At 60.2% G+C, this 22370-nt stretch carries 16 protein-coding genes and 3 pseudogenes; 11 read left to right on the top strand and 8 right to left on the bottom strand.

Translation table 11 applies throughout. The features are described from left to right. Window positions 1-7: 7 nt before the first annotated feature. A complete protein-coding gene (locus tag U5A08_RS16915; RefSeq protein WP_321847565.1) occupies window positions 8-967 on the top strand; it encodes a quinone oxidoreductase family protein in 960 nt (319 codons plus the stop codon). 48 nt (window positions 968-1015) lie between these two features. Here the strand turns inward: U5A08_RS16915 and U5A08_RS16910 are convergent, their stop codons facing one another. The 3 genes and pseudogenes from U5A08_RS16910 to U5A08_RS16900 all read right to left on the bottom strand — a co-directional run bounded on the left by U5A08_RS16910 (window position 1016) and on the right by U5A08_RS16900 (window position 4100). Further along, entirely contained in the window at window positions 1016-2044 is a 1029-nt protein-coding gene (locus U5A08_RS16910; RefSeq protein WP_247408038.1) for a purine-nucleoside phosphorylase, read from the bottom strand. 14 nt (window positions 2045-2058) lie between these two features. After that, the gene (locus U5A08_RS16905) at window positions 2059-3006 is read right to left on the bottom strand and encodes a nucleoside-specific channel-forming protein Tsx (RefSeq protein WP_247408040.1); all 948 of its coding nucleotides are present in this window, start codon (window positions 3004-3006) and stop codon (window positions 2059-2061) included. Between the two features lie 172 nt (window positions 3007-3178). Further along, a pseudogene (locus tag U5A08_RS16900) lies at window positions 3179-4100 on the bottom strand (AraC family transcriptional regulator). A 278-nt stretch (window positions 4101-4378) separates the two neighbouring features. On the opposite strand from U5A08_RS16900, the gene U5A08_RS16895 reads away from it, so the two are divergent. Further along, on the top strand, window positions 4379-5152 hold the full coding sequence (locus tag U5A08_RS16895) for an L-iditol 2-dehydrogenase (protein WP_321847561.1): 774 nt from the start codon (window positions 4379-4381) through the stop codon (window positions 5150-5152). 65 nt (window positions 5153-5217) lie between these two features. Here the strand turns inward: U5A08_RS16895 and U5A08_RS16890 are convergent, their stop codons facing one another. Then, window positions 5218-5910 (bottom strand): NUDIX hydrolase, encoded by a 693-nt coding sequence (locus tag U5A08_RS16890; RefSeq protein WP_321847560.1) that lies wholly within the window; start codon window positions 5908-5910, stop codon window positions 5218-5220. A gap of 146 nt (window positions 5911-6056) precedes the next feature. Here U5A08_RS16890 and U5A08_RS16885 point away from each other — a divergent pair, with 146 nt between their 5' ends. The 3 genes from U5A08_RS16885 to nadE are packed head-to-tail and all read left to right on the top strand — an operon-like array spanning window position 6057 to window position 8753. Continuing rightward, window positions 6057-6704 carry a nicotinamidase gene (locus U5A08_RS16885; protein ID WP_046488398.1) on the top strand — a complete coding sequence of 216 codons (648 nt, stop codon included), beginning with the start codon at window positions 6057-6059 and terminating at the stop codon, window positions 6702-6704. Window positions 6705-6715: 11 nt separating this feature from the next. After that, entirely contained in the window at window positions 6716-7933 is a 1218-nt protein-coding gene (pncB, locus tag U5A08_RS16880; protein ID WP_253396537.1) for a nicotinate phosphoribosyltransferase, read from the top strand. A 1-nt stretch (window position 7934) separates the two neighbouring features. Further along, on the top strand, window positions 7935-8753 hold the full coding sequence (nadE, locus tag U5A08_RS16875; RefSeq protein WP_321847559.1) for an NAD(+) synthase: 819 nt from the start codon (window positions 7935-7937) through the stop codon (window positions 8751-8753). A 233-nt stretch (window positions 8754-8986) separates the two neighbouring features. Here nadE and U5A08_RS16870 read toward each other — a convergent pair. Continuing rightward, window positions 8987-9193 (bottom strand): annotated as a pseudogene (locus tag U5A08_RS16870) (DUF393 domain-containing protein); the annotation flags it as partial. Between U5A08_RS16870 and U5A08_RS16865 the strand changes: the two are divergent. Both U5A08_RS16865 and U5A08_RS16860 read left to right on the top strand, forming a co-directional pair. After that, window positions 9186-9305: pseudogene (locus U5A08_RS16865) on the top strand (transposase domain-containing protein); the annotation flags it as partial. The pseudogenes U5A08_RS16870 and U5A08_RS16865 sit on opposite strands and share 8 nt — an antisense overlap. A 112-nt stretch (window positions 9306-9417) precedes the next feature. Next, a complete protein-coding gene (locus U5A08_RS16860) occupies window positions 9418-10329 on the top strand; it encodes a DMT family transporter (RefSeq protein ID WP_321847558.1) in 912 nt (303 codons plus the stop codon). 66 nt (window positions 10330-10395) lie between these two features. Here U5A08_RS16860 and U5A08_RS16855 read toward each other — a convergent pair whose 3' ends face one another. Beyond that, window positions 10396-11274, bottom strand: a complete 879-nt coding sequence (locus U5A08_RS16855; RefSeq protein ID WP_321847556.1) for a diguanylate cyclase domain-containing protein — start codon at window positions 11272-11274, stop codon at window positions 10396-10398. Window positions 11275-11719: 445 nt separating this feature from the next. Here U5A08_RS16855 and U5A08_RS16850 point away from each other — a divergent pair, with 445 nt between their 5' ends. Together U5A08_RS16850 and U5A08_RS16845 are read left to right on the top strand one after the other, a co-directional pair. After that, the gene (locus tag U5A08_RS16850) at window positions 11720-14578 is read left to right on the top strand and encodes an ATP-binding protein (protein WP_321847555.1); all 2859 of its coding nucleotides are present in this window, start codon (window positions 11720-11722) and stop codon (window positions 14576-14578) included. Next, window positions 14571-15683, top strand: coding sequence for an HD domain-containing phosphohydrolase (locus U5A08_RS16845; protein ID WP_321847554.1), 1113 nt, complete (start codon window positions 14571-14573; stop codon window positions 15681-15683). The genes U5A08_RS16850 and U5A08_RS16845 overlap by 8 nt, the downstream gene beginning before the upstream one ends. Here U5A08_RS16845 and U5A08_RS16840 read toward each other — a convergent pair. Both U5A08_RS16840 and U5A08_RS16835 read right to left on the bottom strand, forming a co-directional pair. Beyond that, window positions 15680-16378 carry a response regulator gene (locus tag U5A08_RS16840; protein WP_321847553.1) on the bottom strand — a complete coding sequence of 233 codons (699 nt, stop codon included), beginning with the start codon at window positions 16376-16378 and terminating at the stop codon, window positions 15680-15682. The two genes, U5A08_RS16845 and U5A08_RS16840, sit on opposite strands and share 4 nt — an antisense overlap. After that, window positions 16359-19736, bottom strand: coding sequence for an ATP-binding protein (locus tag U5A08_RS16835; RefSeq protein WP_321847550.1), 3378 nt, complete (start codon window positions 19734-19736; stop codon window positions 16359-16361). The genes U5A08_RS16840 and U5A08_RS16835 overlap by 20 nt, the downstream gene beginning before the upstream one ends. Window positions 19737-20048: 312 nt before the next feature. Between U5A08_RS16835 and urtA the strand changes: the two genes are divergently transcribed. Then, on the top strand, window positions 20049-21257 hold the full coding sequence (urtA, locus tag U5A08_RS16830; protein ID WP_253396523.1) for an urea ABC transporter substrate-binding protein: 1209 nt from the start codon (window positions 20049-20051) through the stop codon (window positions 21255-21257). Between the two features lie 186 nt (window positions 21258-21443). Further along, complete coding sequence (gene urtB, locus U5A08_RS16825; protein ID WP_010564283.1) at window positions 21444-22361, top strand: urea ABC transporter permease subunit UrtB; 918 nt, start codon at window positions 21444-21446, stop codon at window positions 22359-22361. The last annotated feature ends 9 nt before the right edge of the window (window positions 22362-22370 follow it).

The following is a 22370-nucleotide window of genomic DNA, read 5'->3' as shown; positions in this document are numbered from 1 at the left end:
GCCGCTCATGAAAGCGCTGCAATTTACCGCCACCGGCGACCTCTCCACCCTGAGTTTCGTCGACGTTGCCACCCCGGTACCTGCCGCCGGTGAAGTGCTGGTACAGATCAAGGCCGCCGGTCTTAACCCCAGCGACGCGAAGAATGTGCTCGGGCGCTTTCCCTACACCACGCTGCCGCGCATTCCCGGTCGCGACTTTGCCGGCGTGGTGGTCGAAGGCCCGCAGGAGTGGCTGGGACAGGCGGTCTGGGGCACTGGGCGTGACCTTGGTTTCTTCGCCGACGGTTCTCACGCCCGGTACCTCAGCGTGTCCGCCAAGGGCGTGGCCCACAAACCCACGCACTTGAGTTTTGCCCAGGCCGCCAGCCTCGGCGTGCCGTACACCACCGCCTGGGACGCCCTGGAGCGCAGCGGTGTCGGCGAGGGTACGCGGGTGCTGGTCATCGGTGCGAACGGTGCTGTCGGCAGTGCGGCGTTGGCCTTGGCGAAAATTCGCGGGGCACAGGTCCTCGCGGCGGTGCGGCGCCCTGAGCAGGTCGGGGTGTTGCTGGCGCAGGGTTTCGAGGCGATTGCCCTGAGCCAGCCGGAGGACTTGGGCGCGCAGGTCAATGCCCTCTTCAAGGGCGGCGCGGATGTGATCTTCGACACCACCGGTTTCTGGTTACCCGCTGCCGTGGCCGGGCTGGCACCGTTCGGGCGCATCGCAATCATCGCAGCGCCAGTCGACGGCCATGTGCAACTGCCGGCCCTGGCCCTGTACCGCAAGGGCGGTTCGGTGGTGGGGATCAATTCGTTGCTCTACACCTGCGAACAGTGTGCGGTGATGCTGGAGCAGTTCGGGCGCTTCTTTGATGAAGGGCTGCTGCCGCTGCCGACCGGCCTGCGCGAAGTAGCGTTGGCTGATGGGGTGAAATGCTACGAAGAAGTGAATGCGGGCAGTGCCGATAAGATCGTCTTCCTGCCCTGACGCGGTTAAAAATGTGGGAGCAAAGCCGCTCCCACATCGGGGTTTTTATTAGGCTTCGGGCACGCCTTTTTCCCACGCCGACCAGTTCTTCAGGATCGCCTGGACCAACGGGTTACCCGTGCGGTACAGGTTCTCCAGTGCCGGGACGAACCCGCCCTGGTCGGCATATTTCAGCAGGTTATCGACCTCGCTGTAGCCCGGATAAGGCCGGTCGAAATCCGACCCGGCGCGTACCACCGCCAGGCGCTGGATGTCCACCAGCCCCTCGCGACTGGCGCGCAGCAGGGCTTCATAAGTGGAGTTGTCTTCCTGCTGGGTGGTGCAGTATTCGCCTTTGTTGTCCGTGAGCAAGCGCGTCCAGACTTCGGCGCGCTCGCTCAGGCGCGTGCCGGAGAACCAGGTGTTGCCCGCCAGTGTGTCGCATCGGGTGACTTGCGGCGGCTGATTGGCCGGTGCGGCAGGGTAATGCTTACGCCAGGCGGCGGATTCCTGGCTTTCCGTCAGCTCCACCTTCTGCGACAGGGCAAACGCCTTGGCCTGCAGTTTCGGGTTCAGTTCGAACACTTCGGTCTTGTAGTCCAGCGGCGGTTTTTCGTTGGGACCCTTGGTGTTGATACCGATGTAGCCGGTCGGCCAATCCTTGGGCGCATCCCGTGAATCCAGCTCCCATTGGGTGCCGAACTCCACCAGGTAATGAGCCCAGGCCGCCGTGCCGATGGTGCCGTGTTTGGGGCTGATGCCGGCGATCCCGGCGATCAGAAAGTAGCTCTGGCGCAGGTCGAACTTGGGCGATAACGCCAGGGCCAGGGTGGACGCGGCGGCGTTGGTCTGGCCCATGCCGGTCACCAGCAGGCACACCTCTTCGGTATTGCAACGAATCACCGGGTATTCGGCGGACAAGCCCGGCACGCGGACTTCCTGCTTGAGCGCCAGGCGATCGATCCAGGTTTGCGCCTCGGGGGCGAACATGGTGATCAGCATCACTTTCGGTTTGATCGGCGCAGGCGCTTGCGCCAGCACCACGAGGGGCAGCAGGGCCAGGCCGACGGCCAGCGAGAGACGGTTAAACGCTTTCATCTAAGACTCCTTGATCAGAATTGGTAGCCCACGCCGGCGTAATAACCCCAGCCGTTGGAGCGGGCGCGGAAGTTGCCGTCGCCGAAATTCAACTCGCTGCCATCTTCCCAGTTACCGCCGTTATGAAAGTAACGACCGACCAGGGTGAAGCGCAGGTGGGTGAACGAATACAGCAGCACATTGGTTGCTACCAGCGCGTTGGCGGTGCGTGCCGGGTTGTCCTTGTGCAGGTCCGAGCCGAAATCGTAGTTGGTGAAGCCGATGTAGGTCAGCGAGGCGCCGTTGTCGAACGTGTCGATGGGCACGATGTACTTCATCTGCGCACGGTAACCGTCCCACGAGTATTCATTGCTGGCGCCATAGTTTTCCCACTGGTAACGCCCATAGAAGTTCGCGGACAGGTTGACCCGCGAGTGCGTATCGATGTCGGTGCCGAGGCCGCTGTACAAGGTGTTGGCGCGGTTGGCGGTGTTGCTGCCGTGGTCGTAGATCCAGTCAAAGGCCACATACCATTCCTTGAACGGGCCGATCGCCAGGCTGCGCCCGGCCAGGTAGTCGATGGAGATCCGCGGTTCGTGCTCCATGAACAGCGGCGAGCCATGATCCCACGCACCTTTGTCATTACTGTTACCGATGCCGAGGATCTTCGGCACGTCGATGTAGCCATACAGTTCGAACGGGCCCTTGCGGCCGAAGTACTCGTATTCCAGGTAAACGTCATCGGCCGGCTTGGGGCCGAAGCTGATGTCTTTGCTGCCGATCAATGTCAGGTCCTGGTTGAACCAGTCCGACAGGTACGCGCCTTTTTTCGTCGGGCTGGCTTCAGGGCTCAGGGTTTCGCCCTGTGCTGAGTCATCGACGGGTTGTTCCTGCGCCAGAATGGACGGGCTGAGTACTCCCGTAACGGCGCTCAGTAGCAGGGAGACACCAAAGGAAGCGGAACGCCTTGAGGTGGAGTGCATTGAAAATCCCTATTCATTCGCGGTTTAGACCCGATTCTTCGGGTTGGGGTGAACTTGGCGGTCAAGTTCGTTCCGCAAACGTTTGCACAGGCTGTACCAACTTTACTCAATGGCTTGAATCGCTTTGAAAAAACTGGAATTAATCGACCTTTTGGTCAGCATTGACGCGGTGTCATTTTTCGCTGCGGTTGAACAGGTGCATGGCGCGTTTCGCGCCGATACTCGCTGGGCGTCTGGTGCATCTCGATGCGAAAGTGCCGGTTGAAATTGGACAGGTTGGCGTAGCCCACTTCAAAGCAGATAGCCGCCACTGACAGCTCGCTTTGCAGCAACAGCCGGCACGCGCGCTGTATGCGGAACTTGCGCATCAGGTCGATAAAGCCATGGCCGGTGTTGCGCTTGAAGAAGCGTGAGAAGCCCGGCTCGCTCATTTCCAGTTGCCGGGCGATCACCGACAGGCGCAAATCCCCGGTCAGTTCACGCATCAGGTAGTCGAACGCCTTGTTGATACGCTCGGCGCTGCGTGCGTCCAGGGTCGGCGCATAGCACGCGCTGGCCAGGGCCTGGACCTGCCGCGGCGGGGCGTTGTTGAGGGTGTCGAGCAGTTGCAGGAACAGGATCAGGCGTTGCAGGCCGTGGGCGCGGCCGATGTCTTCCATCAGTTGGGCCGCCTGCACAGCAGTCTCGCCGCTGAACGCCAGGCCGCGCCGGGCCTGTTCGAACAACGCCTGCAAATCGCCGAGTTCCGGCAGGGTCTTGCGCAGGGCGAGGAGGGCGGCGCCGTCGAATTGCAGCACCACATCGCGGCCGGTCAGGTACTCACCGGGGGCCAGGTCGCCGATCCAGTCGTGGGGCAGGTCCGGGCCGATCAGCACGACATGCCCGGCACTGAATGCGCCGATGTAGTCGCCCGCCACCAACTTGCCGCTGCCTTGGCGAATCAGGTGGATCTCGAATTCGGGGTGGTGATTCCAGCGCGCCAACGCGTAGGGATAGTCATGTTCTAACCAGCGAAAGCCGTGCTCCGGTTCGGGCAGGATCACTTCGAGTTCGGCGGGGCGGTGCTCGAACAGCTCGGCGCGACTGACGGGCATGGTGATGCCTCTTGTATTTGGGGAATTCCCTCAAAATACGCGGGTTGGCGACAGTGGCGCTACCCAAGGTTTTGCCCGGTACTGATACTTTTTTGCGCTCGGGCCTAGGGTCAAAAAAGTATCAGCCGAGCATTCGCCATGGGTTTGTGAGGGCCTGGCCAAGCTGCTGTAATCGGCCCTCACCCATAACAACAACCGGTTCCAGGCTCAGTCCACCATCGAGCGCGAGATGAACCGCGCCGGTTATCCCAAATAAATGCCCAAGGGACACGCACCCCATGAAACGACTGGAAGGTAAGAGCGCGCTGATCACCGGATCGGCGCGTGGCATCGGCCGCGCCTTTGCCCAGGCCTATATCGGTGAAGGCGCCACGGTTGCCATCGCCGATATCGACCTGCAACGGGCCCAGGCCACGGCGGCCGAACTGGGCCCGCAGGCCTATGCGGTGGCGATGGACGTCACCGACCAGGCCTCCATCGACGCCGCGATTGCCGCCGTGGTGGCCCATGCGGGCCGGCTGGATATCCTGATCAACAACGCCGCGCTGTTCGACCTGGCGCCGATTGTCGAGATCACCCGCGAGCGCTTCGAGCGGCTGTTCTCGATCAACGTCGCCGGCGCGCTGTTCACCCTGCAGGCCGCAGCCCGGCAGATGATCCGCCAGGGCCACGGCGGCAAGATCATCAACATGGCCAGCCAGGCCGGGCGGCGTGGCGAGCCGCTGGTCGCGGTGTACTGCGCGAGCAAGGCGGCGGTGATCAGCCTCACGCAATCGGCGGGGCTGAACCTGATCAAGCAGGGTATCAACGTCAACGCCATCTCCCCGGGCGTGGTCGACGGCGAGCATTGGGACGGGGTGGACGCGCTGTTCGCCAAGCATGAAGGCCTGGCGCCGGGCGAAAAAAAGAAGCGGGTAGGCGACGAGGTGCCGTTCGGGCGCATGGGCACGGCTGAAGACCTCACCGGTATGGCGATCTTCCTCGCGTCGAAGGACGCCGACTATGTCGTCGCCCAGACTTACAACGTCGATGGCGGTAACTGGATGAGTTAGGCCATACACCGGGGAGCGAGCAAGCCCCGGCCCACATTGGATCGTGGTTGTTCTTGAATACCGGGCTAGTCGGCAAAACTGCGATCGAAGAAATAAATCTTCCCCGGCTTCAAGTTCTCCATCGTCGCCTGGGGCCTGCCGCCTTCGCCTGGTTTCTTGCGCCCCGTTTCCCGCAAATACCCCACCTCGGTCAGCTTCAGCAAGCGCTGGCGAATACTGCTCTTCAACACCGGCCGCGCGAGCACCAGCGAGAAGATCGCCGTCGCTTGCGGTGCGCTGAATTCCTCGCCCAGGAACATCAGCGGCAAGCTGCTGTACAGCGACTTGGACAGTAACCGCTCCTGCACGGCGGCCACGATGGTGTTGTGATCGAACGGCAACTTGATGCGGCCGTCGGCTACCGCATCCAGCGAAAACCAGGCTTGATGCTCGCTCAGCGTCACCTCATCCGCGATGATCGCCAGGTAGAACGTGGACGACGACCAGCAACGCGGGTCGCGGAACGCGTCGCCCACCGTACCCACTTGCTCGCTCCACACCAGGTCGAGGCCGACTTTGTCACTCGCGCGCAGGCGCTCCACGGCATCCGTGAGGCTCAGGTCCTGCACGTCGCCATTCACCACCACACCCGGCAGTGCCCAATGCCCGGCGAAGGGTTCGGCGTCGCGCTTGTTCAGCAGCAGCTTCAGTTCTCCTGCCGCGCGGCAGTAGAACAGCACGCACAGGTCGACGGTGTGGAGGTAGGCGCTAAGTGGCATGTGCAGTCCTTCTAAACAGCGGTGGCGCACAGTCTAACGGATCGAACAAATATGTCATGTACTGACTAAAGCCTCGATAAATAAATCTTTCTTGCAATGAAAGTACATGACGTGTACTTTTGTTTTCAGGCCACAGGAGACCCGCCATGACCCTCTCGAAACATGCCATCGCTTCATTCGACGTCGACGCCCAGAAGAGCTTTACGCCGCTGTGCCCCAACGAATTGCCAGTGGCCGAAGGGGACCTCATCGGTGCCGAACTCAACTACATGGCCAGCCTCGCGGGCTACCGTGTCGGCAGCAAGGATGCGCACACTCCGCATGCGCCGTGGGTGGTCAAGCAACACAGCGAGATGCTGCAACCCACCGGCCTGGCCCACGCCGATGTCACCTGGGTCAGCCACTGCGTGCCGGGCACCGAGGGCTTCACTCTGCTCGACGAACTGCCCACCCCGTATGACTACGATTACTTCATCTGGAAAGGCGTCGAACCCGACCTGCACCCCTACGGCGCCTGCTATCACGACCTGCACGACAAGCTGTCCACGGGCGTGATCGAGTACCTCAAAGCCCAGGGCGTAAGCCGCGTGATCGTCGGCGGCCTGGCCCTCGACTACTGCGTCAAGACCACCGCGTTGCAACTGCTCAAGGCCGGCCTGGAAGTGGTCCTGCACCTGCCGGCGTGCCGGGGAATTACGCAGGAGGGCGGCGTACAGGCCGTCAATGAGTTGCTCAAGGCCGGTGCCGGCATCAGCCGCACCCGCGAAGAACTGGCCGCGATGGCCACGCGTTAAGGAGACACACCATGGAAAGTGCCTACGACTACGAAGCCCCGGTGATCCAGGGTCTGCTCGATACCGACTACTACACCTTCACCATGATGCAGGCCGTGTTGCACCAGTATCCGAATGTCGACGTCGAGTACAACTTCATCGTCCGGTCCAAGGAAAAACTGGGCCACTTGATCCCACAACTGCGCGAAGAACTGGAAAAACTCGCCGGCCTGCAGATGCGCGAAGGTGAGCTGCGCTTTCTGTTCAACCCACGTTTTCGCGAATACCTCACGCCGGATTACGAGCGCTTCCTCGGCCTGTTCCGCTTCAACCTGCGCTATATCCACGTCAGCGAAGTCGACGGCCAACTGAACATCCGCGTCGTCGGCCCGATGCTGCACTGCATCATGTTCGAACAGCCGGTATTGGCGCTGGTCAGCGAGTTGCGCAACCGTGACAAGTATCCCGACGTGACCCTGGAAGACGTCACTCGCAAGCTCTACCAGAAATTCGACTGGCTGAAGAAAAACCTCAGCCGCGAGGAACTGGCCGACCTGCGCGTCTCCGACTTTTCCACACGCCGGCGCCTGTCGTTCAAGGCCCAGCGCGAAGTGGTCGACATCATGCGCCGCGACTTCCCCGGCCAGTTCGTCGGCACCAGCAACGCGCACCTGGCCTACGAATTCGACCTGCCGCTGATCGGCACCATGGCCCACCAATGGTTGATGGTGCACCAGCAATTGGGCCGCCTGCGCGAAAGCCAGAACGCCGCCCTGGAACACTGGGTGCGTGAATACCGCGGCCGCCTGGGCATCGCGCTGACCGACTGCATCAGCACTGACTTCTTCCTGAAGGACTTCGATCTGTACTTCGCCAAGCTCTACGACGGCCTGCGCCAGGACTCCGGCGACCCCATCGTCTGGGCCGACAAAGTCCTGGCGCGCTACAAGCAACTGGGCATCGACCCGATGACCAAGGACCTGATGTTCTCTGACGGCCTGAACTTCGAGAAATGCCTGCCGATCCTGCGCCACGTGCGCGGCAAGGCCAAGTTCGGCTTCGGCATGGGCACCAGCCTGGCCTGCGATGTGGAAGGCGTCGAGCCGCTGAGCATCGTGATGAAACTGGTGCGGGTGCACGGTGAGCCGGTGGTGAAATTCTCGGATGACCCGATCAAGAATGTCTGCGAAGACCCCTCGTTTTTGCAGTACGCAGCACACGTGTTCAATGTCGGCAGCGTGGAGGTGTGACATGCAAACCCAGGACCGTATTGCCCTGGAACTGAATATCAACCGCGCGTTGGTCAAGGGGGGAGAGCCCCGGGAGATCCAGCGGCGTATCGATTTCATCAAAACCACCCTGCGCCATTCCGGTTGCAAGGCCCTGGTGCTGGGCATCAGCGGCGGCGTCGATTCGCTGACGGCCGGGCGCCTCTGCCAACTGGCGGTAGAGCAACTGCGCAGCGAAGACTACGCCGCGCGCTTTATCGCGATGCGCCTGCCCTACAAAAAACAAGCCGACGAAAGCGACGCCCAGGCTTCCCTGGACTTCATCAGCCCGGACCACATCGACACCCTCAACATCGCCGCCAGCGTCGACGGCCTGATGGTCAGCCTGACCGCCACCGAAGCCAGCGCCGCACAGGTCGACTTCATCAAAGGCAACGTCAAGGCGCGCACCCGCATGATTGCGCAATACGCCGTGGCCAACCTGCACAATGGCCTGGTGGTCGGCACCGATCATGGCGCCGAAGCATTGATGGGGTTTTTCACCAAGTTCGGTGACGGCGCCTGCGACCTGGCCCCGCTGTCGGGCCTGACCAAGACCCAGGTGCGCCTGCTGGCCACCGCCCTTGGCGCACCAACGAACCTGGTACACAAACACCCCACCGCCGACCTTGAAGAGCTGGCGCCGGGCAAATTGGATGAACATGCCTATGGCTGTTCTTATGCAGAGATCGACGCGTACCTGATGGGCGAGCGGGTGAGTGAGCGGGTGAGGGCGATTGTGGAAGGGGCGTACAACACGACAGCGCACAAGCGTGCGCTGCCCATCGTTCCTCTAGCTTGATGTTTTCGCGAATGCCTCGGTCGAACAGGTTGGGTTCTACTCGACACTTAGCGCCATCGAGAGGTGCGAGAGAAACGCGACGAGATTCGCGCCCACGCTAACGCCTGGGCGCGAGCCGTCAGTGCGTTCTACCGCTCAATCGACCGACTCCACCGCGCATTCCACTCCGGTCGCGCCTGGGCTTCAGCCTGCTCTGTCCACCTGCGTCATCGAGTAGCTGAACGCCGAGGGCGTCAGCCGTTCGATCGTCGCTTGCCTGGAGCAGGGTTGGTTTGCGACGTTGTACAGCTGTCATCACGGCAGCGGCGGCTGCCATCAGGATGGGGCAGCCATGCCAGATATGGGCGCCAGCGGCAAAAAAGCCGATAGCCAATGATGAGCAGCGGCCTGGTTAACCGCCAGGATAGCGGTGCGGCCCAGATACCAAGACCCGCTGCACGCCTCAATGGTCATGATCCGTATGCTTATTTGAAGGACGTTCTCACACGGCTGCCGACGCAGCGTGCGAGTGAAATCGATCAGTTGCTGCCGCATAAGTGGCAACCGGTCTGATCACGCAAGGCGTGATGCCCAAACGCACATCCGTTTTCGGCAGCAAGAATCGGAGTGCGGGCACATGTCGAACAGCTTTACGGTGAGACTCCAAACTTAGAGGCGTCCACCATTGAAATTATCCGATTATGTTCGACTATTTGTTCTGGCGGCGATCTGGGGCGCGAGTTTTCTCTTCATGCGCATCTCGGCTCCTGTTCTGGGCGCATTGCCGACTGCATTTTTCCGCGTGTTGTTGGGCACCATTGGCTTGGCCGTTATTCTTGCCATTTTAAAAATCAAAGTCGACTTCAACGGCAAGTTGCAGCAGATCATGGTGTTGGGTGTTATCAATTCGGGCATCCCATTTTTGATGTATAGCGTGGCGGCACTGCTGTTACCTGCCGGCTATTCAGCAATTTTCAATGCGACCACACCGATGATGGGCGTCTTGATCGGTTGGATGTGTTTCAACGATTCGTTGACACTGAAAAAAGGTGCCGGCGTGTTGATCGGGCTTATGGGCATTACGTTGCTGACCAGCACCGGCCCCGTCACGCTTTCAATGAGCGTGGTCATGGGCGCGCTGGCGTGTTTAGTCGCCACCAGTTGCTACGGTGCAGCAGGATTTCTGACTAAACGATGGGTCGCCGGCAAGGGTGGGCTGGACGCGAAACTCGTAGCTTTTGGCAGTCAGATTGGCGCGACGCTGTTTCTCGTGCCGTTCTTTGGCATCTCAACCGCAATAAACCCACCGGCGACCTGGGGTAACCCGCAGGTGTGGATAGCACTGGTTGCGCTGGGTTTCATCTGCACCGCGTGTGCGTACATTCTGTATTTCCGCTTGATCGCGGATATCGGGCCGGTGCGTTCGCTGACCGTGACCTTCCTTATCCCTCCCTTCGGCGTGCTGTGGGGTGTGATGTTCCTGGATGAACGTCTTTCGGCCGCACATTTGTACGGCGGTGGGCTTATTTGTTTAGCGGTGTGGTTCGTTCTCAGCAAGAGCAAGCCGAAGCAAGAACGCTCATCAGCCTCGGATTGATCCAACAACTTAACGGCCCTCAACGATTTATGACTTGGCCGGACCGATACACTTCTTAAGTTTCACTTATGCGCCGGGCTTTTTATTGTCCAAAATACGCTGCTTTTTCATCCGGTACATTTCATCATCCGAGTAGGTGAGTAGTGTGTCGGCGTCCTTTCCGTCCTTGGGATAATAGGCCGCGCCGATACTGCACGACGGCATCTTGAGTGTGCCGAATTCAGGCGGTAGTGGCTCGGCCATGACGGTGTGAATCTGTTCTAACTTCTTGGCAACGGCGTCTCGCGACTGGATATCTGTCAACAGCACCGTAAATTCATCGCCGCCCATTCGGGCCACGGTGTCCGTCTCACGCGTGCAGCTTTCTAAACGTCGGGCAATCATGCAGAGAATACGATCCCCTACTGCGTGGCCATGAATATCATTGATACTCTTGAAGTCATTGATATCCAGAAATAGCAAAGCCAACTGACTATTTTGACGGTGCGCCACGTGCAGGGCAGATTTCAGTCGGTCACTGAAAATCGACCGGTTGGTTAATTTTGTCAGCGGATCATGATGGGCGAGGAAACGTAATTCCTCCTCGGCTTGAGCTAAAGCCGTCACGTTGCGCGCGACTCCAATCCTTGCCCCAACTTCTTCCGACCAGAATGCAGCCCACAGGATGTATACGACTCCTCCATCCTTACGGATGTAACGGTTGCGGAAGTCGACGTGAGAATGACCATTCATGACGCGGGTAATCGAAGCCCGTGTGGCAGTCAGGTCTTCAGGATGCATATAGTTACTGATAGGGGTGCCGTTCAGCTCGTCAGGACGGTAACCCAGCAGTGCCTCACAGGCATCGCTCACAAAAACAATCTGGTCGTTTCTATCAACCACAAACACCGTATCCAGCATCAGATGGATCAGTTTGGGGTAGAGCGCTTGGAGGTCAACGGCCATAAGTCGTGGGGATCTGATTCATTGGGCTCGATCATATATCGATCGAGGGGGCGGGCGGCGAGTAATCGTGCAGGCATTATGTAGGCACGGGCAAGCGTATGCCAGGCGATGACGCCCCGCCGACCAACCTGCTGGCGCTCAGCGTCCATTGAAGCGGAACGTGCGGAAAGCAAGGCCTGGCACCGCTTCCAGGCCTGACCAAAACCCAGGTGAGCCTGCCGGCTCGCATATTTTGGCAAGTTATTTTCCACAAACTTTAGTCGGATATGCCCGTCGGGCAGTCTTTCAGCGCTCTACAACAAGGGTTTGCGCTACGGCAAACGTCATCTTAAAAATTTCCCACATAAAAAGCATGGAAACGCTTCACCGGATGAGCTATCGTTTTTTAACATCGTATTGCCACCATTCAAATAACAGGCTGATGCCATTTGCAGGAGTGCTCGTAGTGAATGAAGGCTCTTCTCAAATAGGCTTGCGTCAGTGGATTTGGCGGGCATTTATGCACAGTGCATTAATCCCGTTGGTCTTGGTGGAGACGATTCTGATTGCTTGTTACTTGCTGACCAATCAGGCGATCCGTGAATCCCAAATTGATTACTTGGAACACAGTGCAATTGAAAGCCTCGGCGCAACTGCCGACCAGCACGCTAGAATCATTCAGGATCAATTAACCCATATCGCCGATGTTACTCAGATATTTGCGGATATGACGGCTAACGCACTTCGTGCCGCTTCAACACCCTTGAGTGAAACATTAAGTACCTCGGTTGATGGGGCTCTGTTCAGTGGACAAGACCTGGGAGGAGCGGCGTCTTTCTATTCGGCGGTCACACCTGTCGCGCAACAAAACCTGAGTAAAGTGCAGAAGTTATCCAGTCTCGACCCATTGATGCGTGCGATAAACGATCATGAGTCGATGGTGGCCAGTATTTATTTCAATGCATGGGATAGTTACAACCGGATTTATCCGTGGATTCGTGCGGATGAACAATATCCGCATGATATGCAGATACCCAGTTATAACTTTTATTATCTGGCCGATGCCGAACATAACCCGCAGCGCGGGGTTCGCTGGACTGATGTGTACCTCGATCCGGCGGGTCATGGCTTGATGATGTCTGCGATCGCGCCGGTTTATGAGCGCAACTTTCTCGAAGGCGTGGTCGGGCTGGATATCACCGTGGGCGACCTGCTCAAAGAAATTTCCACGCTTAAGGTGCCGTGGGGCGGGTACTTGATGCTCGTCGGCGCGGATATGAAGATCATGGTGTTACCGCCCGAAGCCGAACATGATTTTGATAAAGGCGACTGGGGTCGTTCGCGATCGAATGCCGCGAATGAAGGTGCGGTCAACCCTACGGGTCAAGATTTAACCGACGCAGTGACCCCCCGGGAGTTGCTCGCCGCTGTCGCCCTGCATAGCCGTGGCAACGCCGAAGTCGTACTCAACGGGCGCACACACTTTGTCGCGTGGGCCGAAGTACAACCCGCGGGTTGGCGATTGCTGGCGGTCGCTGATGAAGAGGACGTCATGGCGGCCACGAACAGCCTGGCACTTCATTACCGCAACATCGGCTATTTGATGATTGCCGGCCTGGTGATGTTTTACCTCGCGTTCTTCAGTTACATGTGGATTCGTGCGCGTAAATTGAGCCATAGCCTGCGGCGGCCGATCCACGATATCAGAGAGATGCTGCAGCAAATTGGTAACGGCCAGTGGCTCCCGCAGCGCGCACGATCGACCATTTGTGAGCTGGATGAGATGGCAGGCAACGTGCTTTCAATGGGCGCTCAACTGTCATCCAGTGAAGCACGGCGCAACGCCGCTCAGAATCGCCTCAATCTGGTCGTTGAAAGCGTCACCGCCGGGCTCTGGGAATACCGCCTGGATACTGACTGCCTGTCGTTGAGCGAAGCGTTCTGCAAGCGTTTCGGCGTACCGGCGTCTCAACTGGAACGTGTCCGGTTTTACGATTACGTCGACGCCGAGGATGTGCAGGCCCTTGATCAGGCACTTAGCGCGTTGCGGTCAGGCACGGCGTCGGTGATCGACCTGGAGTTACGTTTATTGCGGCCCGATGGCTCGCCGATCTGGTTTTTGTGTCGTGGCCGCCTGATCGAGTCCGCCGACACGCGCATGCCTTTGTCCGCAGGTACGTTCGTCGATATCGATACGCTTAAACAGGTTGAAGAGGATCTGCGCCGACGCACCCTTGAAGCGCAAGGGGCGAGCAAGGCGAAGTCGCGTTTTATCTCCAGCATGAGCCACGAATTACGCACACCGCTGAATTCGATTCATGGATTTGCCCAGCTATTGCGCCTGAACGTGGCCGATGGGCAGGAGGAGGCCAAATCCCTTGATGAGATCCTGGGCGCCAGCCAGCACCTGGCCCACCTGGTCGACGATTTGCTCGATTGGTCGAGCCTGCAGGCGGAGGCGCCTCGCTTGCAGATGCGTGTCTTGGAGGTCAACGGACTGATGCGCGAATGTGCCGAAATGGTCCGTTCCCAGGCCAAGGCTGCGGGTCTTGATCTTGAGTTGCAGTCGACGATCCCGGCGCTGAGTGTTCTGGCCGATGCGAGGCGTCTGCGCCAGATCCTGCTGAATCTGCTGTCCAATGCCATCAAGTACAACCGCCCTCACGGTCGTTTGTTCATGGGGGCTGAACTCCATGGCAATGGACGCGTGAGGGTGTTTGTCGAAGATGGCGGCGCCGGCATTTCCCCGGCCTTGCAGGGCGCGCTGTTCGAGCCCTTCCAGCGTTTGGGCCAGGAAAACACCGCGATCCAAGGCACCGGTATCGGCCTTGCGTTGTGCCGAGAGCTCGCCACGTTGATGCACGGCAGCATGGGGCTCATCAGCGAAACCGGCGTCGGCAGTCGCTTTTGGGTCGATCTGCCCCAAGGCACTGCGGCACCCAAGGTGCGCAAGCGTTTGCTGTCGTTGTGCTTCGTGGGGCAGGACGGCGAGACGCTGCGCTGTCTTGAAGACACGTTGAAGGGCATGGTGCAGTTGAGCCACGGAACGCTTTCGGAATGTCTGGAGCATGTCCGGCGCGACACGGCGCCGGACGTTATGCTGATTGACTGCGACTTACTCGGAAATGACGTGATCGACGCGTTGTCTCGGTTACGACGTTTGCCCGGTGGAGACCAAATCCCCTTTATTCTGCTGAGTACATCGCCACGCATGCTCGCGACGCTGGGGTGCGAATTTCAAGCAGTGCTAAAACAACCGCTGGAGCCCAATGAACTACGCGAACTCATACGCGCGATGATGCAAGTGGAGAGACCGAATGTTTAGTGATATTCCCGCAGATGTCCGAATCGTGATTATCGATGATGTTGCTGCGAACCTGCGCTTGCTGGAGTCAAGCTTGAAAGCCTTCGGTTTGCACCAAGTTGTAAGTTTTACCGATTCGGCCAGCGGTCTGGTTTGGCTCAAGGAGCAACCCTGGGATTTGCTGCTATTGGATCTGGATATGCCCGCGCCCGATGGGTTCGAGATTCTGCGCCAACTCAGCGGGCGCGATCGCTCAAGGTCTCCCGTGATTATCTTGACGGCATTGAGCGAGCCGCAAAACCGCCGTCTTGGCCTTGAACTGGGGGCCAACGATTATCTGACCAAGCCGTTGGATTTGCCCGAGCTGCTATTGCGCATACGCAACGCCCTGCGCTTGTCCCATGCCACCCGCCAACTGCAAGACCTGAACGGTGAGCTGGAGCAAAGAGTGCTTGAGCGCACCGTTCAGCTGCAGGACAGTTATTGCGCAATGATCAGGGCATTGAGTCGCGCTGCCTGCTACCGCGATGATGAAACGGGCGCCCATGTATTACGTATTGGCGAAACCTCAGCCGTGATGGCCGAGGCAATCGGTATGCCGCAGCCGTGGTGTGACCTTATTCGATTGGCGGCGCCGATGCATGACTTGGGGAAAATCGGCATTCCTGATCGGATCTTGCATAAGGAAGGCCCATTAACTGCGCAGGAACGCCAGCAGATGATGGATCATCCGAGCATAGGGCATGCAATCCTGCAGGATGCTCACTCCACGGCGCTGACCGAGATGGCTGCGGACATTGCCTATGGTCACCATGAAAAATGGGACGGCAGCGGCTATCCGCAAGGGCTTGCCGGTAAGGACATTCCGCTTTCGGCACGGATTGTTGCGCTGTGTGATGTCTATGATGCGTTACGTATGGAGCGGCCCTATAAGCGTGCCTGGAGCCCTGAACGGGCACAGGCCTATATTCTTGAACAGTCGGGCGTGCATTTTGATCCGGAGCTGGTGACGGTGATGTGCCGTTGTTTTGGTCAGGTGGAAAAACTCATTGAGGATGATGCCAAACCGGCTGACGCGCATACGCAACGACAATCCAATGGGGACGCTGGCCAGCCCCCACATTAAGGCGTCGCCAGCACGGGCGCCCGGCTTGGGCTCATTGCGGCCAATGCCACCGACGTTGCCGCCGTGCGCGTCTCCACCCCCAACTTCACGTACACATGTTCCAGGTGCTTGTTCACCGTCCGCGGGCTCAACCCCAAGATATCGCCGATGTCCCGATTGGTCTTGCCGCACGCGACCCAGCGCAGCACCTCGACCTCACGCTCGGTCAACTGAAACCGCGCCGACAACAGCTTGTGCGCCGGTTCGTCCTCCAGGGTCAACACACTCGGCTGCGTCGCCGCCCGCGCTGACAGCAGGATGCGCGAGGTGCGCAAATGTGCCGCCACCCGCGCCAAGACTTCATCGGTCTGGATCGGTTTGGTCACATAGTCGCTGCCGCCCACCTCGAAGCCCTGCACCACATGCTTGCTGTCGGTCAGCCCGGTCATGAACACCACCGGGATGTCCGCGCTGGCCGGTAGCGCCTTGAGCCGGCGGCAGGTTTCGAAACCGTCCAGGCCCGGCATCATCGCGTCCAGCAGGATCAGGTCCGGGCGCCGGCGTTGCACGCGGTTCAGCGCGCTGAGCCCGTCGAGCGCCACCAGCACCATGTAGCCGGCATCGTCGAGGGCGTCGGAGAGCATGGCCAGGTTGTCCGGGGTATCGTCGACGATCAGTACCACGCCGGGTTCGGTGCTACGAGTGAGTACATTCATCTTCGGCCTCCTTGAGGGTTCGGTTGAGTTCATCCAGGCGGAAACCCTTGAGCAACCCGCGCACTTTGCTGATGAACGGTGCGGCGTCCGGGCGGTGTTCGAGGATCGTGTCGAGTTTTTCGTGCAGGCCCCGCACATAGCCGATCGCGCTGAGTTCGGCGAGCGCGGCGAGGTCATCGGCGCTCGGCAGCACGCTGAGCGGTGGTGGCGCGACGAAGGTTTTGGTACGCCGCAGCCATTGCAGGCCGAGGTGTTGTTGCAGGCGCCCGAGCAGTTCCGGGGTACGCACCGGCTTGGCCAGGTAGTCGTTGCAGGCGGCGGCGATGCTGCGTTCGCGGTCGTCGGTAAAGGCGTTGGCCGAGATCACGATGATCGGCGCGGTGGACAGCGCATTGCGCCGGATCAACCGGCTGGTTTCCAGGCCATCCAGGGTCGGCATCGACAGGTCCATCAGGATCAGGTCCGGCGCCAGCAGCGCGACCTGGCGAATCGCATCCTGGCCATTACTCGCCTGGATCACCTCAAAGCCCAACGGCGTGAGCATGCCGCTGAGCACCTTGCGGTGGTCCACATGGTCGTCCACCACCAGAATGCGTCGGCGTGCGCCCTGGTAGCCGATGATGTCGTGTTCCACATGCACCACCGCCTGCGGTGCGCGCACCTGGGACAGGAACAAGCGCACCTGGAAGCAGGTGCCCTTGTCCAGCTCGCTGGTGACGCGCAACTCGCCGCCCATCAGCGCGGTGAGCATGCGCGTGATGGTCAGCCCCAGGCCGACGCCCTTGTCCTGGCGCATCAGGTCACCGCGTTCGAACGGCTGGAAGATTCGCTCGATCTGCCCGGGGTCGATGCCGATGCCAGTGTCGATGATTTCAAAGTTGGCGGTCTCGCGCATGTAGCTGACCCGCAGGCACACCTCGCCGCTGTCGGTGAAGTTCACCGCATTGCCGAGCAGGTTGATCAGGATCTGGCGCACGCGTTTTTCATCACCGCGCACCACCGCGGGGATCTTGCCGACACAGTCCAGGCGAAAGCGCAGGCCCTTGTCCTGGGCCTGGGGCGTGAACATCTGCTCCAGGTCGTGGATCAGTTCGGGGAAGGGGATTTCGGTGAGTTCCAGGCGCAACTTGCCGGCCTCGATCTTGGCCACGTCGAGCAGGCCGTCGATCAGTGACAGCAGGTGCGAGCCGCTGCGCAGGATGGTCGCCAGCGCGTCCTGGTGCTGCTCGGGCATGGCGCTGTCGCGCTGCAGAATCTGGGTGAAACCGAGGATGCTGTTCAGCGGTGTGCGCAGTTCATGGGACAGCCCAGTGACGTAGCGGCTCTTGGCGGCGTTGGCGGCTTCGGAGGCTTCCTTGGCCTGTTGCAGGGCCTGGTCGGTGAGACTGTGGGCGTCGATTTCCTGCATCAACAGCAGGGTCTGGCGGTCGGATTCTTGCTGGGCCACGCGGCGGCTTTCACGCGTCAGCACCACCCACCAAGCGAGCACGGCGGCCAGCACCGACAGGGTAAGGAAGGCTTTGAAGAATGCTTGGTACAGGGTTTGCGAATGCGGCAAACCCTGGGCCGCTTGCACGTAGATCAAGGCCAGCGCGCCGGCGAGCAGCAGCACCAGGACCAGTAACAGCCCCAGGTAATGGGCCAGCCGCGTATGCAGGCGCGGCATCAGGCTGTTGGGGAGCAACCGGCGCAGTACGCCTTCGAACTGGCTGACCAGTCGCGCATGGGGTTTGCAGCGGTCGCCGCAGCGCGCATCCAACGAACAACACAACGAGCAAATGGGCGTGCTGTAGGCCGGGCAGAACGCCATGTCCGCCGTCTCGAACGGGTTGCTGCACAGCCCGCAGACCGCATGGGTGGCCGGTGCCACCGGGTGAATCAGTTGTGCGTCGCTGGTGCGCGCGATGTAGTACTTGCCCTGGGTCAGCCAGGCCAACAGCGGCGCCATCACCAGCGCTGTGCCGAGTGCGACAAAGGGCGGCGCGGCCTGGGCTAGGGCGCCAAACAGGCCGAAGTGGGCGAGGATCGACAGCAACGACGCAATCAGCATCGAGCCGACGCCCACCGGATTGATGTCGTAGAGGTGCGCGCGTTTGAACTCGATGTGTTTGGGCGACAGGCCCAGGGGCTTGTTGATCACCAGGTCGGCGACCAACGTGCCAATCCAGGCAATCGCAATATTGGCGTACAGCCCCAGCACCTGGTCGATCACATCGAACACGCCCAGTTCCATCAGCATCAACGCAATGGCCACGTTGAATACCAGCCACACCACGCGCCCGGGGTGGCTGTGGGTGACGCGGGCAAAGAAGTTCGACCAGGCCAGGGAACCGGCATAGGCGTTGGTCAGGTTGATTTTCATCTGTGAGATGAACACAAACAGCACCATGGCGCCGAGGGCCCATTCCGGCGAGCTGAACACATAACGGAAGGCGACCAGGTACATCTGGGTCGGCTCGGCGGCGCGCTCCATGGGGATTTCATGTTGCAGGGCAAGGAACGCCAGGAACGCGCCGCCAAACATCTTCAACGCGCCGGGGATAATCCAGCCCGGGCCGGAGCAGAGCAGGGCGGCCCACCAGCGCTTGCGGTTGGCGGCGGTCTTTTCCGGGAGAAAGCGCAGGTAGTCCACTTGCTCGCCGATCTGTGTCACCAGCGACAGCGCCACGGTACAGGCGGCGCAGAACGCCAGCAGGTTGAAGCCGCCGCCGTCGCCGCTGCGTCCGACAAAGCTGGTCCAGTCGCTGAAGGCGTCAGGGTTTTTCCACCACACGAAGGCGTAGGGCAGCACCAGCAACAGCAGCCACAGCGGTTGGGTCCACAGTTGCAGGCGACTGATCAGCGTGACGCCGTAGGCCACCAGCGGAATCACCAGCAGCGAGCAGATCACATAGGCAAAGGCCAGCGGGATATGGAAATACAACTCCAGCGCCAACGCCATGATCGCCGCTTCCAGGGCGAAGAACAGGAAGGTGAAGCTGGCGTAGATCAGCGAAGTGATGGTCGAGCCGATATAGCCAAAACCGGCGCCACGGGTCAGCAAGTCCATGTCCACGCCATAGCGGGCGGCGTAATAGCTGATGGGCAGACCGGTAAGGAAGATCACCAGGCTGATGGCCAGGATCGCCCAAAAGGTATTGGTGAAGCCGTAACTCAGCGCCAACACGCCGCCAATCGCCTCCAGCGCCAGGAACGACACCGCGCCCAGGGCCGTGTTGGCGATGCGCAGCTCCGACCATTTGCGAAAGGATTTTGGGGTGTAGCGCAGGGCGTAGTCCTCCATGGTCTCGTCGGCGACCCAGGAGTTGTAGTCGCGGCGGATCTTGACGATGCGCTGGGTGCCGGGTGGGGATTGCACGGTGGTGAGGCTCCGCAGGGTGGACGAAGGGAGTGAGCAAGTTCCATGCCCTCGACTGCGCTGAGATCCAAATGTGGGAGGGCGCTTGCTCCCGATGGCGGTGTGTCAGTCAACGGATGAGCAACTGACCCACCGCCATCGGGAGCAAGCGCCCTCCCACAGGGGATCGCAGTGGCGAGGGGAGCGCGATCCTGCCCTGCATTGGTGCGCAACGGCATACGTCAAATGACGTACTGCGTTACGTCAGGCTGCGTATACCCGCGCTGGCCTGCCGCCGCCATGCTGGAGCCCTCATTGCACAGGAGTCGCCCCATGGAACCACGATTGATCCGCTCCACACCGCTGTTGGCTCTGTCGCTGCTGGCGGCCAGCCTGTTCAGCCAGGGCGTGCTGGCCGATAACGAAGGCTTGGCCGTGACGCCCACCGAAGTCACCGTCGGCCAGTTGCACTCGGCCACCGGCACCATGGCGATTTCCGAGACCGGCTCGATCCAGGCCGAACGCCTGGCTATCGAGCAAATCAACGCTTCGGGCGGGATTCTGGGACGCCAGATCAAAGTGATCCAGGAGGACGGCGCCTCTGACTGGCCAACCTTCGCCGAAAAGGCCAAGAAGCTGCTGGTCAACGACAAAGTCGCCGCCGTGTTCGGGTGCTGGACCTCGGCCTCGCGTAAAGCCGTGCTGCCGATCTTCGAGAAAGAAAACGGCCTGCTCTACTACCCGACCTTCTACGAAGGCCTGGAACAGTCGAAAAACGTGATCTACACCGGGCAGGAAGCCACCCAGCAGATCCTCGCCAGCCTGGACTGGATCGCCAAGACCAAAGGCGCCAAGACCTTCTACCTGGTCGGCTCCGATTACATCTGGCCGCGCACGTCGATGAAGATCGCGCGCAAGCACATTGAAAACGTACTGCACGGCACCGTGGTCGGCGAAGACTACTACCCACTGGGCAACACCCAGTTCGGCTCGCTGATCAACAAGGTCAAGCTGAAAAAGCCTGACGTGGTGTTCGCCGCGGTGGTGGGCGGTTCTAACGTGGCGTTCTACAAACAACTCAACGCGGCGGGCGTGAACGCGTCCAAGCAAACCCTGCTGACCCTGTCGGTCACCGAAGACGAGTTGCTCGGCATCGGCGGCGAAAACATGGCCGGCTTCTATGCCTCGATGAAGTACTTCCAGAGCCTGGACAACCCGAACAACAAAGCCTTCGTCGAAGCCTTCAAGGCCAAGTACGGCAAGGACGCAGTGATCGGCGACGTGACCCAGGCGGCCTACCTCGGCCCGTGGCTGTGGAAAGCGGCGGTGGAGAAGGCTGGCAGTTTCGACGTGGATAAAGTCGTCGCCGCCTCCCCGGGCATCGAGCTGAAAACCGCGCCGGAAGGCTACGTGAAGATTCACGAGAACCACCACCTGTGGAGCAAGTCGCGCATCGGTGAAGTGCAGCCCAACGGCCAGTTCAAGGTGATCTACGAGTCGGATCTGATCGAACCGAATCCGTTTCCAAAGGGTTACCAATAACCCTCAGGCATAAAGAGATCTAAATGTGGGAGGGGCGGTGCGACGATTCGACTTGCCCCCGATGGCGGAGTGTCAGTCGACATTTCTATAACTGAACCACCGCTATCGGGGGCAAGCCCCCTCCCACATAGAGCAAAAGCACATCGCATTCCAACTATCACCTCCCGCTCTCAGGAGACCATCATCATGGAATGGCTATCGGAATTTGGAGCCATCGCGGCGATGCAGGGGTTCAACGGCTTGTCCGTGTTCTGCGTGCTGTTGCTGATGGCGTTGGGACTGGCAATCATCTTCGGCCAGATGGGCGTGATCAACATGGCCCACGGAGAATTCCTGACCATCGGCGCCTACACCACTTATGTGTGTTCCAGCCTCACCGCGCACTTTGCGCCGAGCTTTCAACCCTATTACTTCTTCTTCGCCATCGCCTTGTCGTTCCTCGTTGCCGGCGCCGTCGGCTGGTTGGTCGAGTGGGCGATGATCAGTCGCTTGTACAAGCGGCCGCTGGACACGTTGCTGGCGACCTGGGGCCTGTCTTTGGTCATGCAGCAAACCTTCCGTTCGGTGTTCGGCGCCCGCGAAGTCAGCGCCGAGCCACCGGCCTGGTTGATGGGCTCGGTGAACTTCACCGATGCGATTGAAATCCCGCGCAACGGCCTGTTCATGATGGCGCTGACCGTGCTGCTGACGGCGGCGATCTTTCTGATGCTGTACCGCTCGCGTTGGGGCCTGCAGGTGCGCGCCACGGTGCAGAACCGCCTGATGAGCCGCGCGGTCGGGATCAATACGCGCAAGGTCGACCGCATGACCTTCGCCCTCGGTTGCGGCGTCGCCGGGGTGGCCGGTGCGGCGTTCACCACCATCGGTTCCACCGGGCCGACGGCGGGCTCGCAGTACATCGTCGACACCTTTCTGGTCGTGGTGTTCGGCGGCGCGCAAAGCCTGTTCGGCACCATCGCCTCGGCGTTCGTGATCGCCCAGACGCAATCGCTGTCGGAGTTTTTCCTCAGTGGCTCGATGGCCAAGGTACTCACCTTGTCTTCGGTGATTCTGATCCTGATGCTGCGCCCGCAAGGGTTGTTCTCCATCAAAGTGCGCAAGTAGAGGCGAGCA

The organism is Pseudomonas paraveronii, from assembly GCF_963681955.1.
Taxonomy (GTDB): Bacteria; Pseudomonadota; Gammaproteobacteria; order Pseudomonadales; family Pseudomonadaceae; genus Aquipseudomonas; species Aquipseudomonas paraveronii.
The sequence above is the reverse complement of the archived record's forward strand: the minus strand, read 5'-3'. Positions and strand labels throughout refer to the sequence as shown.

What these genes read in the sequence shown, in the direction of transcription:
- U5A08_RS16915 (WP_321847565.1), top strand. Translation starts at nt 8, where the DNA reads ATGAAAGCGCTGCAATTTACCGCCACCGGCGACCTCTCCACCCTGAGT.
- U5A08_RS16910 (WP_247408038.1), bottom strand. Translation starts at nt 2,044, where the DNA reads ATGAAAGCGTTTAACCGTCTCTCGCTGGCCGTCGGCCTGGCCCTGCTG.
- U5A08_RS16905 (WP_247408040.1), bottom strand. Translation starts at nt 3,006, where the DNA reads ATGCACTCCACCTCAAGGCGTTCCGCTTCCTTTGGTGTCTCCCTGCTA.
- U5A08_RS16895 (WP_321847561.1), top strand. Translation starts at nt 4,379, where the DNA reads ATGAAACGACTGGAAGGTAAGAGCGCGCTGATCACCGGATCGGCGCGT.
- U5A08_RS16890 (WP_321847560.1), bottom strand. Translation starts at nt 5,910, where the DNA reads ATGCCACTTAGCGCCTACCTCCACACCGTCGACCTGTGCGTGCTGTTC.
- U5A08_RS16885 (WP_046488398.1), top strand. Translation starts at nt 6,057, where the DNA reads ATGACCCTCTCGAAACATGCCATCGCTTCATTCGACGTCGACGCCCAG.
- pncB (WP_253396537.1), top strand. Translation starts at nt 6,716, where the DNA reads ATGGAAAGTGCCTACGACTACGAAGCCCCGGTGATCCAGGGTCTGCTC.
- nadE (WP_321847559.1), top strand. Translation starts at nt 7,935, where the DNA reads ATGCAAACCCAGGACCGTATTGCCCTGGAACTGAATATCAACCGCGCG.
- U5A08_RS16855 (WP_321847556.1), bottom strand. Translation starts at nt 11,274, where the DNA reads ATGGCCGTTGACCTCCAAGCGCTCTACCCCAAACTGATCCATCTGATG.
- U5A08_RS16845 (WP_321847554.1), top strand. Translation starts at nt 14,571, where the DNA reads ATGTTTAGTGATATTCCCGCAGATGTCCGAATCGTGATTATCGATGAT.
- U5A08_RS16840 (WP_321847553.1), bottom strand. Translation starts at nt 16,378, where the DNA reads ATGAATGTACTCACTCGTAGCACCGAACCCGGCGTGGTACTGATCGTC.
- urtA (WP_253396523.1), top strand. Translation starts at nt 20,049, where the DNA reads ATGGAACCACGATTGATCCGCTCCACACCGCTGTTGGCTCTGTCGCTG.
- urtB (WP_010564283.1), top strand. Translation starts at nt 21,444, where the DNA reads ATGGAATGGCTATCGGAATTTGGAGCCATCGCGGCGATGCAGGGGTTC.